Origin of the sequence: Blattabacterium sp. (Nauphoeta cinerea), assembly GCF_000471965.1 — a bacterium.
In the GTDB taxonomy this organism is placed as follows: Bacteria; Bacteroidota; Bacteroidia; order Flavobacteriales; family Blattabacteriaceae; genus Blattabacterium.
On record NC_022550.1, the window covers coordinates 497,872 to 513,738 of the forward strand.

A 15,867-nucleotide genomic window follows, 5' to 3' on the forward strand; every position below is an offset into this window, starting at 1 on the left:
TTATTTAGTCGCTTTAATAATATCTGAAAAAACTCCAGATGCAGTAACTTCTGCACCTGCTCCTGCTCCTTTTATAATAAGAGGTTGTTCCGCATAACGATATGTGTTATATAAAACCATATTATCTTTTCCTTCTAATTGAAAAAATGGGTGAGTTTGTTTCACGCATTCTAATCCCACAAAAGCAATTCCATTTTCATAACGTGCAATAAAACGCAAACGCTTTTTATTTTTTTCCGCTTCATTTCTAATTTTAAAAAAATAATTTTTGAATCTATATAATTCTTGATAAAAATGATCTATAGATGTTGAACTTAAACAAGTTTCCGGTAGAAAGGATTTTTGATGAATGTCACTTAATTCTAATGGAGAACCACATTCTCTTGCTAAAATTAATATTTTTCGCATGACATCTAATCCACTTAAATCAATTCTAGGATCAGGTTCTGTATATCCTTTTAATTGAGCTTCTTTTACTACTTCTAAAAAAGATTTTTCTCCTATAAAATGATTAAATATAAAATTTAAACTTCCTGATAATACAGCTTCTATTTTATTGATTTTATCTCCACTATTGATGAGATCGTTTAATGTACTAATGACTGGAAGGCTAGCCCCTACATTTGTTTCAAACAAAAATGGAGCTTTAAAATGTCTGGAAAGTGTTTTTAATCTTTTGTAATGATCATAATCTGAAGAACAAGCTATTTTATTACAAGTTATAACACCAATCCCATTTTTTAAAAATTTATCATAAGTCATAGCCATTTCTTCACTAGCTGTATTATCTACAAATAAACTATTTCTTAGATTAAATTTCCATACTTCTTCCATAAAGGAATATATGTTCATGTCAATTCCTTTTTGTTTCAAATATTTTTCCCAATTACTTAAATTAATTCCATGATCATTGAAATACATTTTTTTGCTATTAGCTAATCCAATAACCCGAACTTGAAGTTTTAATTCTTCTAATAAATAATTTTGTTGTTGATCAATCTGTTCAAGCAATTTACTTCCTACTTTTCCGACTCCACAAATAAAAAGGTTAATTTGTTTCGGTGGACTTTCAAAAAAAGCTTCATGTAAAGTATTTAATGCCTTTTTAAAATCAGTTTTTCTAATAACGGCTGATATATTCTTTTCAGTAGAACCTTGTGCTATAGCTCTAACATTAATACTATTTCTTCCTAAAGCTGCAAACATTTTTCCACTAGTTCCATGAAGATTTTTCATATTATCTCCCACCACAGCAATAATACAAAGATCTTTTTCAATTCTTAATGGATCAATACGCCTTTGATGAATTTCTTGAGCAAATTCACTATCTATTACAGCTTTTGCTTTAATAACATCTGTTTCATGAATACCTGTAGTAATTGAATGTTCTGAAGAACTTTGAGTTATAAATATAACATTTATTTTTTCACGTGATAATGCTTCGAATAAACGTTTAGAATATCCAGGAATTCCTATCATTCCACTTCCTTCTAATGTAAGTAATGCCATATTTTGAATTCCAGATATACCCGTAACAGGTTGACTAATATTTGTATTTTTGTTAATATAAATCAAAGTTCCCGTCTCTAAAGGAGAGAAGGTATTTTTAATTTGTATAGGAATATGTTTCTTCATAGCAGGTTGAATTGTAGGAGGATAAATAACTTTTGCTCCGAAATGTGATAATTCCATTGCTTCCTCATAAGAAATTTCTTTTATAGGAAAAGCTTGATTCACAATTTTTGGATTTGCTGTCATCATTCCGCTTACATCTGTCCAAATTTCAAGTAAACTAGCTGATATAGCAGCAGCTAAAATAGACGCAGTATAATCAGACCCACCTCTTCCGAGAGTAGTGGTTTCATTTTCTAACGTAGAACCTATAAATCCTGGTAATACGATATATTCTGATGTTTTTTCACGAAAAAACTGAATAATATGGTGATTACTTGTAATAAAATCCACTTGAGCGCATCCAAATTGAGAATCTGTAATAATTAAATCTCTGCTATCTTTACAAGTAGCATCGAGGCCAGATTGTTTCAATTTTTCTGCGATGAGAAAAGAAGAACTCAATTCTCCAAAACTCATGATTTTATCTAAAGATCGTTTTGAAAGTTCTTCTACTTGAAAAATTCCATCACATAAATTTTCTAAATCATTCATGTTTTTTTTAATCCAACTGATTAAATGACTTTGATAAGTAATGGGAAATAATTCTCTTATAATATTAAGATGTCGAATCTCTATTTCTTCTAATATATTTTTATAAATATTTTTTCTTTCAGAAGCTAATTGCCCACATTGTATTAATTGATCTGTAATATTTCCTAATGCAGATACAACAACAGCATATCTTCCTTTTGGTTTTTTTTCTAATAAAGAACAAATACGTTTTATAGCATCAGAATGAGCGACAGAACTACCACCAAATTTTAAAACTTGCATTTTTTAATTATTTTTTAAAACAATTTTCCCAACTTAAAGATGTTAACAAAAATAATGATTATTTATGGAGGTGTGTTTTTTATTCTTTTGATTGATATGAAAATTTTTTTCATGTATACACAAAAAACTAAAATTTTTCATAAATAATATAATGATCAAAGACTTTTTAGCATATAATAACGATTCTATTTATCTCTCATTATTATAAATATTTCATAACTTTAAACTTACTGTTGTTTTGGCTGCAACGAATGTTATGTTTATGAATTAAATTAAAGAAAGTATATGCATTTAACTTCTTATGAAAAGGAAAAAATTCTTCTGCACATGGCTGGAGAATTGGCAAAAAAACGTTTAAAAAGAGGATTAAGATTGAATTATCCTGAATCTTTAGCTTTAATTACTCATTATGTAATGGAAGGAGCTCGTGATGGAAAAACAGTAAAAGATATCATGGATGAAGCAGGAAATATTCTGAATGATGAACAAGTTATGGATGGAGTGCATGAATTACTTAATAATGTTCAAATAGAAGCTACTTTTCCTGATGGAACAAAATTAGTAACAATACATCATCCTATTAAAAAAAATAGAAAAAAAAATTCTAGTATCATTCCAGGACAATATGACCTCCTCAAAGAAGAGATAGTGTTATTAGCTGGGAGATCTCGTATAGAACGAATAGTTTCTAATACAGGAACTCGGCCTATTCAAGTAGGATCTCATTTTCATTTTTATGAAACAAATTCTGCTCTTCTTTTTGAGAGAGAAGGAACTAAAGGGTATAGACTTGATATCCCTTCTGGGAGATCTGTTCGTTTTGAACCAGGAGAAACAAAAGAAATTGTATTAGTAGAAATTGGAGGAAGTAAAAAAATTTACGGATTTTCAGGAAAAGAAAATACAGATATATGAAAAAAATAGATAGAGAATCTTATGCAAGTATGTATGGCCCCACTAAAGGAGATAAAATTCGTTTAGGAGATACATCATTATGGATTGAAATAGAAAAAGATTATACTATTTATGGAGATGAATGTGTTTTTGGGGGGGGGAAAGTGATTAGAGATGGAATGGGACAACATCCATTTGCCATAAGAGATGAAGGAGTTTTAGATTTAGTGTTAACTAATGCTATTATTATAGATTATTGGGGAATCGTAAAAGCGGATATAGGAATTAAAAATGGTATAATTGTTGGAATAGGAAAATCCGGTAATCCATATTTTATGGACGGCGTAGCTTCTAATATGTATATTGGAGCAGGAACAGAAGTGATTTCTTCAGAAAATATTATTGTAACAGCTGGGAGTGTAGATGGTCATGTTCATTATATATGTCCACAATTGTTTGAAGTCGCATTAGAAAGTGGAACAACTACTATTATTGGAGGAGGATCCGGTCCGGCTACTGGAACTATAGCTACAAATTGTACTTCAGGTGTATGGAACATTCAAAGAATGTTAAAAAGTACAGATCATATTCCCATTAATTTTATTTTTCTTGCGAGTGGAAATAGTTCTCGTCCTGAAGCTTTAATTGAGCAAATAAAAGCTGGTGCAGGTGGATTAAAAATACATGAAGATTGGGGAAGTACTTTCCATGTTATAGATCAATGTTTAAATGTTGCAGAAAAATTGGATGTTCAAGTTAATATACATACAGATTCATTAAATGAATCAGGTTATGTAGAAGATACTTTAAAAATATTCAAAAATAGAACAATTCATACTTATCATACAGAAGGAGCTGGGGGGGGACATGCTCCTGATTTACTAAAAGTGATATCGTATTCCAATATTTTACCTTCATCAACAAGTCCTACTATGCCTTATACTTGCAACACTATAGATGAACATTTGGATATGTTAATGATTTGTCATCATTTAGACTCTAATTTACCAGAAGATATTGCTTTTGCCAAATCACGTATAAGATCTGAAACTATTAGCGCAGAAGGAATTTTACATGATATAGGAGCCATTAGTATGACTAGTTCAGATTCTCAAGCGATGGGAAGAATCGGTGAAATCGTGAAACGAACATGGCAAACAGCTGATAAAATGAAAAAACAAAGAGGTTCTCTTAACGAAGACCATTTAAAAAATGATAATTTTAGGGTTAAAAGATACATTTCAAAATATACTATAAATCCTGCTATTACTCATGGAATTTCTGAATATGTAGGGTCTATTCATGTAGGAAAAATGGCAGATTTAGTCTTATGGAAACCTTCTTTTTTTGGAGTTAAACCTGAACTAGTTATAAAAAGTGGAATGATTGTTTATGCTGGAATGGGAGACCCTAATGCAACTATTCCGACTCCTCAACCATTTATGTATAGAAAAATGTTTGGGTATTTCGAACCGAAATTAAGCAGTGTTTTTGTTTCAGTAAATGCAATAAATAATGGTTTTTTTGAAAAAAATGAAATTAAAAAACAAGTAAAAATAATAAAAGGGTGTCGGAATTTATCTAAAAAAAACATGATTTTAAATGAAAATACACCCAATTTAGAAGTAGATCCAAAAACATATAATGTCTATGTAAATGGAGAAAAAATAATCTCTCATCCTTCTGATGTTTTACCACTTTCTCAAAGATATTTTTTATTCTAAAAAAAATACCCAGGGCGGGATTCGAACCCGCATGATGTAAATCACTGGATTTTGAGTCCAGCGCGTATACCTGTTTCGCCACCTGGGTTTTTTTTCATATTTATTTGTAATTAACTTAAAATAAGTTTTTCTATTTTTATTTTAAGTTTTTTTAAAAAAGTTAATCCTTCATTATTTTTTTCATATAAATAAATAACTCTTTTTAGATTAGATAAATAAATTAATTTACAACATTCTCTACATGGAAAATGTGTGATGTATATGGCTCCCCCTTCACAAGATAAAGATGAAGAAGACATTTTTAATATTGCATTCGCTTCTGCATGTATAACATACCATTTAGTATCTCCATTATGATCTTCACATATATCATCAAATCCATTTGGAGTACAATTATATCCATAAGATACGATTTGATTGCTTTTAACTATAACAGCTCCTACTTTTTTTTTTACAATAAGAAAATTTTGAATGTTCAATGGCTATATTCATGTATATCGTGTCATCGTATTTTTTATCAATTTTATAAGTCATTATATAAGTAAATATGAAAAAAATATATAGTTCTCAAAATACAGAAATTAAAGATTTGATAAAAATTTATAGAAAAAAAAATTATATGAATACTTTTCTTGTTGAAGGCATAAAAGAATTTAAAATGGCTATAAAAGGGAATTTTTATCCACAAAAAATATTTATATGTGAAAAAATATTTCATGAATATGATATGGTTCAGTCATTTCATTCTATAACTTTTATTATTAGTATGAAAATTTTTAAAAAATTAGCATATAGAAATAATTCTGGTGGAATTCTTGCTTTGTTTAAAGAAAAAAAATATATGAATCAATTGAAAAATATAAAACTTGTTCATCATTATTCTTCTTTAATACTTATTCTAGATGGGATAGAAAAACCTGGAAATATAGGTGCTATGTTAAGAATAGCGGATGCTGCAGACATTCATATGATTATACTATGTAACATGAAGACTTATATGTATAATTCTAATATTATCAGATGTAGTTTAGGAAGTATTTTCACAAGAAATATTTTCCTTGAAAAAATAGAATCCGTTATATGTTGGTTACAACAAAATAAAATACAGATTATAACAACAGGATTCTGTAGGCATAAAAAAGCAATAAATTTGTATCATATTCAATTTTATCATTATAAAAATATAGCTATTGTTTTTGGTTCTGAAAATAAAGGTGTATCCAATATTTGGTTAAAAAAAGCTAATAAAATTATAACTATTCCTATGTTTGGAAACGTAGATTCGTTAAATGTTAGTACTGCAATGTCTATAGTCATATATGAAATTATTAGACAAAAAAAATATATTAAATAATATTTTGTTTTTCATATGTATAATCTATTTTTAAGTTTTTTTTTTGGGAAGCTTCTACAGATAAGCGATCACAATAATCATTAATGTAATGAGAATTATGACTTTTTATCCAATAAAATGTAATAAAATGTTCATAATATAAATCTAAAAATCTCTTCCATAAATCTACATTTTTTTTATTGTGAAAATTATTTTTTTCCCATTTATAAATCCATTTATTTTGTACAGTATTTATTATGTATTTAGAGTCAGTAAAAACAACGATATTTTGTTTTTTATTTTTTATTTTTTCTAATCCTACTATTACTGATAATAGTTCCATCCTATTATTTGTTGTATAACGAAATCCTTCAGAAATTGTTTTTCTATTATAAAAATGATAAAAAAATATTTCTATAAAAATTCCATATCCTCCCGGTCCAGGATTTCCTTTTGAAGAACCGTCAGTATAAATATGAATTTTTTTATTCACAAATTATTCATATTATTTGTTTCTTTCACGTTCAAATTTTTCCAATTGATATTTAATTAAATTAAAACATTTTTCTTTCAGATTATTTTTATCTTTTAAGGATAAATTTTTTGTTGATATAGAATGATGTTGTTTTATCCTTATTTTTCCTGGTTTTCCTTTTATCATAGAAGAACTGGGAAATTTTGTTTTTATGTCAGCTATAGTGAAAGGAATAATAGGGATTTTTTTTATAATGGCAATAAAAAAAGCCCCACTTTTAAAATGGTCCAATAAAATATAAGGTTTAGGAACTCCACCTTCTGGAAAAATACAAACACTTTTCCCAGAATCCACTTTATTTTCTATTTTTTTAAATACTTGTATACAACTTGATAAATTTTTTCTATCAATAAGAATATTACTTTTTTTATAAACAAATCCAAAAAAAGGAAGTTTAGCTAATTCTGCTTTTCCAACAAAAACCAAAGGATGATTTCTCATCAGAGAATAAATTAACATAATATCCATAATAGAACTGTGATTACTGATAATTACATATTGTTGATTTTTATCTAAAATTTCTTTATCTTTTTCTAATACATACCAAAATCCCATAAGAAAAAGATTACTTCTGGCCCACATTTGGTGAAACCAATATGCAATGGGATAATGTTTTTCTTTGAAAAGAAATGGAATAGAAGCTCCTGCCCATAAAGGAATCAAAAATACATTGATAAGAAAAAACCAAGCCCTCCATAATAATATTAATGATGTTTGTATAATTCTCATTCCAACGATAAATTAATAGAAATATATAAAATTCGTAATAACTTTAGCAAAAGTTTATTATATAATTTTATATAAATTGAAACATGCTATAAAGTTTTTTATAAAAAAAATCAGATCTTTATATAAAAAAAATAAAGAAATTATTTTTTGAGAAATTATACATTAGGAGAGTTTATTATAGAAGATAATAGAAATCGCTTTTCACATTCAACTGAAGCATTGTTACGATTATTTAGCTCTATAAAATTAGCTTCTAAAGCGATTCATAAAGAAGTCAATAAAGCAGGATTAACAGAGGAGATAATAGGGAGTTCTGGCATTACTAATGTTCAAGGAGAAAACCAACAAAAATTGGATGATTTTGCTCATAGAGCTTTCATTGAATCTTTTAAAAGTAGAAATGTTGTTTGTGGAATCGCCTCTGAAGAAAGCAAAAATTTTATAGTGATAAAAGGAAAACAAGAAAATATTTTTAAAAATCAATATATTGTTTTAATAGATCCACTTGATGGTTCTTCTAATATAGATGTTAATGTATCTATTGGAACTATATTTTCTGTATATATAAGAAAATCTTCTATTCGAAAGAATTTAACGATAGAAGATTTTTTACAAAAAGGAAGTCAACAAATTCTTGCAGGATATATTATATATGGATCTTCTACGATACTGGTATATAGCACTGGAAATGGAGTACATGGATTTACTTTAGATCCTTCAGTTGGAACATTTTATTTATCTCATTATAATCTTCGTTTTCCTAAAACTGAAAAAATTTATTCTATTAATGAAGGAAATTATGCAAAATTTCCTAATGGAATTAGGAAATTTATAAGGTACTGTCAAGAAAAAAAAGATAATCGTCCTTACACAGCAAGATACATTGGATCTTTAGTCGGAGATTTTCACAGAAATTTGATACAAGGAGGAATATATATTTATCCTAAAACAGCTTCTTCTCCAGAAGGAAAATTGAGATTACTTTATGAATGTAATCCTATGGCTTTTTTATCTGAACAAGCAGGAGGAAAAGCTTCTGATGGGAAAAATAAACGTATTTTAGATATAGTCCCTACTGAATTACATCAAAGAACTCCATTTATTTGTGGTCCTACAGAAATGGTTTCTAAATTAGAAGAGTTTATGGTAAATTGTGAATAAATTTTCATCAATGCAGTTCAAAGAAAAAGAAACTTTTGAAAAAATAATAAAAAATGGGAAATATTTATTTGTATATCCTATTTTATCTGTTTTTTTATCAAAAGAAAAAAATTTTTTACAAAATTCAACAGTAAATCTTGTTGGAACTTTAGTAAAAAAAAAATTTTAAAAAATCAGTTCATAGAAATAAAATAAAACGTTTATTGAGAGCTTCTTTTTTTTCGAATAAATCGATTTTAGAAAAAATGCATAAAAATGTTTATATAATTTTTATATATAAATCTTTTTATTTTCCTGAATTTAAAAATATTAATGAATCTATTATAAACATTTTCAATAAAATAACCAAAAATCATTATTGAAATAATTGACTAGCGTTTGCTCCAAAAATTTTTACTGCAAAGGCTAATAAAACAATTCCAAATATTTTTTTTAAAATATCTAATCCATTATTTCCTATTTTTTTCGCTATAAAATCACATCTATCTATAACGAAATAAACAACTATCATATTCAAAATAAGAGACAATAAAATAATATTTACATCATAAGTTGCTCTTAATGAAATTAACGTCGTTAAAGACCCAGGACCAGCTATAAGTGGAAAAGCTATTGGAACAATAGAAGTTTGAGCGTTTTCAGTAACTTTATGAATATCTATCCCTAATATCATCTCTAAACCAATTAAAAACAAAACTACAGATCCCGCTACAGAAAAAGAATGGACATCGACTCCAATGATTTTAAGCATAGGTTGCCCTAAAAAAAGAAAAGATAAAAATATTACAAGAGAAGTAATTATAACTTTTTTAGTGTCTATAATATTCCCTTTTGATTTAAATCCCATAATTATGGGAGCATTACCTAATATATCTATAATGCTAAAAAGTATCATAAAACAACTAATTAATGAATTAATCCATTCCATACTCAAAATTTATTCAAAAAATTTTTATGATTGAAACAACTTTTATGCCTACACATATACAAATTAAATAAAAATATAATCAGTATCATTAATTTTTTTAAAAAAAAAACTCATATGGTATAAATGTTCAAAGCCCATTTTCATAAGCTTTCCATCCTGCATTTCTATATTCTTCTGCCGTTGTTTTGGGATTCAATGATTGTGAAATAGCTTTTCCTACAATAATAAAATCACATCTATTTTTATCGAAAGCTTGTATTGGATGAATATAATTATTTCCTACGTTATTATTTTTTTTAAAAAAATGAATACCAGGTGTAAATAATAATAATCTGTCATCCACTTTTCTTTGTGCAACTGTCCCAATAACTTTTGGATTTTTCAAAGAAATATTTAATGCTTTTCTTATGTAATTATCATCAGACAATCTTCCATAAGAAGACATTTCAGATATTGTAATTAACCCCATGTGAGAAGGTACATTTAAGTTTTGTATACTCATTTCACCAGCAAGTACATGAGCCGTCACAATATCTGCCCAAGAAGAAATTTTATGTATTCCGTAATGTAACTGAAGGAAATTCGTAGGACCTACATCACATAATTTTCTATCTTCAAATAACAAAAATTTTTTTTCTATAGAAATATTTTTAAGACAATTTATAAATGAGAATGAAAAATCATTTATGATATCCACATGAAGTTTTAATCCACAAATGATATCTCCAATTAAATTGACTAATTTTAAAATATTTTTAGCACATCTTAAATCAAGAGAAACTACTAAGTTTGTTTTTTTTTTCAACGTAATATCTATAAGTTTTTTTCCTATTGGATGAGAAACGATTTCTTTTTTTTCTTCATAAGATATTCGCTTATTTTTAAAATTTTTTATGTTCTTTTTTCTTAAAAAGAATTGAATCATATCTATTTCTTTTCTCTTTAAAAAATGTTTTTTTTTTAAAATTTTGAAAATCTCTCCTATTCTAAATAAAGTTCGAATATTATATCCTCTTTTTTTGATGTTTTCTATTCCTCCTTGTTCTCTATCAAGAATAGACATAATATTTTTAATTATTAATCCTTCTTTTTCAATATCTATTACAGTTTTTAATAAACTGTCTCCACTTGTAATTACATCTTCTATAATCAGACAATTTTGTCCTGTTTTATATATTCCTTCAATCATTCGTTCTGTTCCATATCCTTTGTTTTCTTTTCTTTTAATAATTAACGGAATTTTGGATCTCAAAGATAAAGTAGTAGCTATAGGCAAAGCCGCATATGGAACTCCACAAATTAGTTCAAAATCATAAGATGTAACTTCATGAATAAGTAAATCTGATAATTTTATTAATAAATCCGGTTTCGAAGCTATGGGACGAAAATCTATATATATAGAAGAATTCATTCCACTTTTTAATGTAAAATTTCCAAATTTTATGATTCCTAAATTATAAATTTCTAAAAAGAATTGTTCTTTTTCTTCCATAAAAAAATTTGTTTTGGTAAAGTTAAAAATTTTATACTTGGATATTATTTATATACAATTGATTCATATAATTATGAAAAAAATAGACGTTTCTACTAACATAAATGGAATTAAACTTCCATTATGTATTATGAATGCCTCAGGAGTTCTTTGCACGACAGATCAAGAATTATCCAATTTATTAAATAGTTGTTCTGGTGGAGTTGTTACAAAAAGTTGTACATATAAACCAAGAAAAGGAAATGTTTCCCCTAGATATTTTGAATGGAATACAGGAAGTATAAATTCTATGGGCTTGCCTAATCTTGGGATTAATTTTTATCTAAGTTTTTTAGAAAAAAAAGAAATCAACAAACCTGTTTTTCTGTCTATATCCGGATTATCTATAGAAGAAAATTATTTTCTAATTCAAAAAGCGAACGGATCTTCAAAAGTGACTGCTATAGAATTAAACTTATCTTGTCCTAATCTTATTGAAAAAGAAGACATGTTAGGTTATAACTTTTATAAAATATCAAATTTCATAGAAAACATATTTAAATTTAACAAAAAACCTTTGGGGATTAAACTCCCTCCTTATTTTCAAGATACACATATTAAAAATATAGCTTTGATTTTAAATCAATTTCCTATTTTTTTTGTCACTTGTGTTAATAGTTTACCTAATGGAATTTTTATTGATACAAATAAAGAATCAGTAGTCATACGACCAAAAAAAGGATTTGGAGGGATAGGTGGACCAATTATAAAGCCATTTGCACTAGCTAATATTCATAAGTTTTATACTTATCTTCGTAAAGATATTTCTATAATAGGATGTGGAGGAATTTCTTCTGGAAAAGATATTTTTGAACATATATTATGTGGGGCATCTGCTGTTCAAATTGGAACACAATTTATGAAAGAAGGGATTTCAGTGTTTGGAAGACTGAAAAAAGAATTGACTTTTTTTTTAGAAAAAAAAAATTATTTATCTATAGATAATTTTAAAGGAAAGTTAAAAGTTTTTTAATAGGATTTAGAAAAAACAACTCTTTGTAAAGAAGGATTTCCAGAATAAATACATTTTCCTTTTTCTTTTTCATTAGACATAGGAATACAGCGTATAGTTGCTTCTGTTTCTTCTTGAATTTTTTGAACTGTATTTTTGGTTCCATCCCAATGAGCTAAAATAAATCCTCCTGAATGATTGATTTGATTCTTAAAATCATTGTAATGATCTGATTTTATAATAAACTTTTGTGTTCTATTTAAAGCTTTTTTATAAATATTTTTTTGTATTTCATCTAGTAATTTTGGGATTGAATTTTTTAAATTTATCCAGGGTAAATATATTTTTTCATATGTATCTCTTCTAAAAATTTCTACTTTCCCATTTTGAATTTCGTTTTTTCCTATACTGATTCGTATGGGAATCCCTTTCATTTCATATTCATGAAATTTCCATCCAGGAGTAAATGTCGGATTATTGTCATATTTTGCTCTTATTCCTTCTTTTTCTAGAATATTTAATATATTTTTCGAAATTTCATGAATAATAGTATATTTTTCTTTGTGATATATAGGAATAATAATAATTTGTATTGGAGCAATTTTTGGGGGCAAAACTAATCCTTTATCATCAGAATGAGACATGATTAATGCACCTATTAATCTAGTAGATACTCCCCAAGAAGTTCCCCATACATATTCTTGTTTTCCGTTTAAATTAGTAAATCTTACATCAAAAGCTTTTGAAAAATTTTGTCCCAAAAAATGTGAAGTCCCAATTTGTAAAGCTTTTCCATCTAGCATAAGTGCTTCAATACAATATGTTTTTTCTGAACCAGAAAATTTATCCATATATGGTTTTATTCCTTGTAATACGGGAATAGCCATAAATTTTTCTGAAAAATCTGTATAAATATTTAATATTTTTAAAGTTTCTTCGATAGCTTCTTGTTTTGTAGAATGTGCGGTATGCCCTTCTTGCCATAAAAATTCAGTCGTTCTAAGAAATAAACGAGTTCGCATTTCCCACCTCATGGCATTTCCCCACTGATTAAATAAAATAGGTAAATCTCTATAAGATTGAATCCAACGTTTATAAGTTTTCCATATTATACTTTCTGAAGTTGGTCTAATTACCAGTTCTTCTTGTAATTTAGATTCCGGATCTATAATTAAACTTTCTTTTTCTCTATTTTTTTTTAATCTAGAATGTGTAACAACTCCACATCCTTCAGAGAAAATTTCAGTATGTTCCTTTTCTTTTGAAAAAAGAGACTTTGGAATTAGTAAAGGGAAATATACATTTTGATGTCCAGTGAATTTTAACATTTTATCTAGTATTGTTTTCATTCTATCCCATAAAGAATATCCATATGGTTTGATAATCATAAAACCACGTATTCCTGAAAATTCTGCTAAACCAGATTTAACAGTTATTTCGTTGTACCATTTTGAATAATTTTCACTACGTTTAGTCAATTGTTTCATAAAAGATTAGATTTTATATCTATTTCTATTTATATAAATAATTTAACACATTTAATTTTATTTCTAAATTAGTAATTTATTAAATATGTTTATTTATGGCCCACCCTAAAAGAAGACAATCTAAATCTAGAAGAAATAAAAGAAGAAGTCACTTTAAAATCAAAGAACCTTTGTTAGCAAAATGTCCTTTAACAAAACAAAAATATTTATATCATCATGCATATTGGCATGATAATAAACTTTATTATAGAGGAAAAATTGTATATAATAAAAACGAGAAAGAATCCTTGTAAAATCAAATATTATGGATTTAAAAAAAATCAAATCTTTGATTCAGATTATTTCGGATTCAAATATTGATGAAATTAGGATAAAAATAGATAACACTGAAATTTACATGAAAAATAAAACATTCATCAAAAATGAAAAACGTTCATGTTATCCTACTAAAGTATATTCATCCTCATCTATTTCTGATTTTTCGGATAGGTTTTATAAAACAGGAAAAGAAAATGAAAATCAATATTTAACCATAAAATCTCCTATGATAGGAACATTTTATAGAAAACCTCATCCTGATCAAGAACCTTTTGTCAAAATAGGAGATGATATAAAAATAGGAACAAAAGTTTGTGTGATAGAAACAATGAAACTATTTAATGATATTGAATCTGAAGTAAATGGAAAGTTGGTTAAAGTTATGGTGGAGGATGCTTCTCCTGTTGATTATGATCAACCTTTGTTTCTTTTAGATCCTATTAAATCCTAACTATTAAATTTTTATGTTTAAAAAAATATTAATAGCTAATCGTGGAGAAATTGCTTTACGAATTATACGGACAGCTAAAGAAATGGGGATTAAAACTGTAGCCGTTTATTCTACTGCAGATAAATATAGTCTTCATGTTTATTTTGCAGATGAAGCTGTATGTGTTGGTCCTCCTCCTCCATATCAATCTTATTTAAATATACCCAATTTAATTTCTGCTGCAGAAATTACAAATGCAGATGCAATTCATCCTGGATACGGTTTCTTATCTGAGAGTGCATATTTTTCTTCTATGTGTCAAAAACATGGTATAAAATTTATCGGAGCAAAACCGAGTCATATGATTCAAATGGGAAATAAAATTTCAGCTAAAAAAACTATGAAAAAAATTGGGATCTCTTGTTTACCTGGATCAGACTGTTTTGTAGAATCATCTTATAAAGAAATCGATAAGATTGCAGATAAAATAGGATATCCAATTATTATAAAAGCTGTATATGGAGGGGGAGGAAAAGGAATACGATCTGTTTTAGATAAAAATCATTTAAAAAGTTCTTGGGAAGAAGCTAAAAAAGAGGCCTGGTCTTGTTTTAGAAAAAAAGATATGTATATAGAAAGATTAATTTTAAACCCGCGACACATAGAAGTCCAAATTCTAGGAGATAAATATGGAGAAGCATGTCATTTATCCGAAAGAGATTGTTCTATTCAAAGAAGAAATCAAAAATTACTAGAAGAAGCTCCTTCTCCATTTTTAACTCCATTTCTTAGAAAAAAAATGGGAGAAGAAGCTGTAAAAGCGGCTGAATATATTCATTATGAAGGAGTAGGGACTATCGAATTTTTAGTAGATCAAAATAAAAATTTTTATTTTATGGAAATGAATCCCAGAATACAAGTAGAACATACTGTTACCGAAGAAATAACAGGTTTGGATTTAATTCAAGAACAAATATTTTTGGCTTATGGAAAAAAACTTTCCATAAAAAAAAATTTTTATCCTAAAATGTACTCAATAGAATGTAGAATTAATGCAGAAGAACCGTATCAAAATTTCCGTCCGGTTCCTGGAAAAATAACTCAAATGCATTTACCTGGAGGAAAGGGCGTGCGTATTGATACACATATTTATGCAGGATATTTTGTATCACATTATTATGATTCTATGATTGCTAAAATTATTACCACTGCAAAAAGTAGAGAAGAAACTATTGAAAAAATGCGTCGTTCTTTAGATGAATTTGTAATAGAAGGGATACATACAACTCTTCCTTTTTATAGAAAACTTATGCAAAATAATGATTTTTTAAAAGGAAATTATAACACAAATTTTTTGGATAATTTAGATTTTTTCTTCACGAAGAAAGAATGAAATG

At 27.1% G+C, this 15,867-nt stretch carries 17 protein-coding genes and 1 tRNA gene; 10 read left to right on the forward strand and 8 right to left on the reverse strand.

Annotated features, from left to right (window positions below; genetic code table 11):
• Nucleotides 1-2,448, reverse strand: a complete 2,448-nt coding sequence (thrA, locus tag K645_RS02465) for a bifunctional aspartate kinase/homoserine dehydrogenase I (RefSeq protein WP_022565302.1) — start codon at nt 2,446-2,448, stop codon at nt 1-3.
• A gap of 285 nt (nt 2,449-2,733) precedes the next feature.
• Between thrA and K645_RS02470 the strand changes: the two genes are divergently transcribed.
• A complete protein-coding gene (locus K645_RS02470) occupies nt 2,734-3,363 on the forward strand; it encodes an urease subunit gamma (protein ID WP_022565303.1) in 630 nt (209 codons plus the stop codon).
• Nucleotides 3,360-5,066, forward strand: coding sequence for an urease subunit alpha (gene ureC / locus K645_RS02475; RefSeq protein ID WP_022565304.1), 1,707 nt, complete (start codon nt 3,360-3,362; stop codon nt 5,064-5,066). Before K645_RS02470 ends, ureC begins: the two co-directional genes overlap by 4 nt.
• A 6-nt stretch (nt 5,067-5,072) precedes the next feature.
• On the opposite strand, the gene K645_RS02480 is transcribed toward ureC, so the two are convergent.
• A tRNA-Leu gene (locus tag K645_RS02480) sits at nt 5,073-5,154 on the reverse strand.
• A 22-nt stretch (nt 5,155-5,176) separates the two neighbouring features.
• The gene (locus K645_RS02485) at nt 5,177-5,545 is read right to left on the reverse strand and encodes a deaminase (protein WP_022565305.1); all 369 of its coding nucleotides are present in this window, start codon (nt 5,543-5,545) and stop codon (nt 5,177-5,179) included.
• A 68-nt stretch (nt 5,546-5,613) separates the two neighbouring features.
• On the opposite strand from K645_RS02485, the gene K645_RS02490 reads away from it, so the two are divergent.
• On the forward strand, nt 5,614-6,420 hold the full coding sequence (locus K645_RS02490; protein ID WP_022565306.1) for a TrmH family RNA methyltransferase: 807 nt from the start codon (nt 5,614-5,616) through the stop codon (nt 6,418-6,420).
• Here the strand turns inward: K645_RS02490 and K645_RS02495 are convergent.
• Nucleotides 6,413-6,892: a ribonuclease HI gene (locus K645_RS02495; protein ID WP_022565307.1), complete on the reverse strand. Its 480-nt coding sequence runs from the start codon at nt 6,890-6,892 to the stop codon at nt 6,413-6,415. The genes K645_RS02490 and K645_RS02495 overlap by 8 nt on opposite strands.
• A 12-nt stretch (nt 6,893-6,904) precedes the next feature.
• Entirely contained in the window at nt 6,905-7,663 is a 759-nt protein-coding gene (locus K645_RS02500; protein ID WP_022565308.1) for a 1-acyl-sn-glycerol-3-phosphate acyltransferase, read from the reverse strand.
• 147 nt (nt 7,664-7,810) lie between these two features.
• Here K645_RS02500 and fbp point away from each other — a divergent pair, with 147 nt between their 5' ends.
• From fbp to K645_RS03230, 3 genes are read left to right on the forward strand one after another with little or no spacing between them, the layout of a single operon-like run.
• Complete coding sequence (gene fbp, locus K645_RS02505; protein ID WP_022565309.1) at nt 7,811-8,824, forward strand: class 1 fructose-bisphosphatase; 1,014 nt, start codon at nt 7,811-7,813, stop codon at nt 8,822-8,824.
• Nucleotides 8,825-8,834: 10 nt separating this feature from the next.
• Complete coding sequence (locus tag K645_RS03180) at nt 8,835-8,993, forward strand: hypothetical protein (protein WP_160142074.1); 159 nt, start codon at nt 8,835-8,837, stop codon at nt 8,991-8,993.
• A 34-nt stretch (nt 8,994-9,027) separates the two neighbouring features.
• A complete protein-coding gene (locus tag K645_RS03230) occupies nt 9,028-9,186 on the forward strand; it encodes a hypothetical protein (RefSeq protein ID WP_022565311.1) in 159 nt (52 codons plus the stop codon).
• Here K645_RS03230 and K645_RS02510 read toward each other — a convergent pair.
• Both K645_RS02510 and pyrE read right to left on the reverse strand, forming a co-directional pair.
• Nucleotides 9,180-9,752: a MarC family protein gene (locus K645_RS02510; RefSeq protein WP_041936030.1), complete on the reverse strand. Its 573-nt coding sequence runs from the start codon at nt 9,750-9,752 to the stop codon at nt 9,180-9,182. The two genes, K645_RS03230 and K645_RS02510, sit on opposite strands and share 7 nt — an antisense overlap.
• A 127-nt stretch (nt 9,753-9,879) precedes the next feature.
• Nucleotides 9,880-11,244, reverse strand: a complete 1,365-nt coding sequence (gene pyrE / locus K645_RS02515; protein ID WP_022565313.1) for an orotate phosphoribosyltransferase — start codon at nt 11,242-11,244, stop codon at nt 9,880-9,882.
• 67 nt (nt 11,245-11,311) lie between these two features.
• Here pyrE and K645_RS02520 point away from each other — a divergent pair, with 67 nt between their 5' ends.
• Entirely contained in the window at nt 11,312-12,256 is a 945-nt protein-coding gene (locus K645_RS02520; protein ID WP_041936108.1) for a dihydroorotate oxidase, read from the forward strand.
• Here the strand turns inward: K645_RS02520 and proS are convergent.
• Nucleotides 12,253-13,722, reverse strand: coding sequence for a proline--tRNA ligase (gene proS / locus K645_RS02525; RefSeq protein WP_022565315.1), 1,470 nt, complete (start codon nt 13,720-13,722; stop codon nt 12,253-12,255). The genes K645_RS02520 and proS overlap by 4 nt on opposite strands.
• A 95-nt stretch (nt 13,723-13,817) precedes the next feature.
• Between proS and rpmF the strand changes: the two genes are divergently transcribed.
• From rpmF to accC, 3 genes are read left to right on the forward strand one after another with little or no spacing between them, the layout of a single operon-like run.
• On the forward strand, nt 13,818-14,015 hold the full coding sequence (gene rpmF, locus K645_RS02530; protein ID WP_022565316.1) for a 50S ribosomal protein L32: 198 nt from the start codon (nt 13,818-13,820) through the stop codon (nt 14,013-14,015).
• Between the two features lie 11 nt (nt 14,016-14,026).
• A complete protein-coding gene (accB, locus tag K645_RS02535) occupies nt 14,027-14,491 on the forward strand; it encodes an acetyl-CoA carboxylase biotin carboxyl carrier protein (RefSeq protein WP_022565317.1) in 465 nt (154 codons plus the stop codon).
• Nucleotides 14,492-14,504: 13 nt separating this feature from the next.
• Entirely contained in the window at nt 14,505-15,863 is a 1,359-nt protein-coding gene (gene accC, locus K645_RS02540; protein ID WP_022565318.1) for an acetyl-CoA carboxylase biotin carboxylase subunit, read from the forward strand.
• Nucleotides 15,864-15,867: the final 4 nt, after the last annotated feature.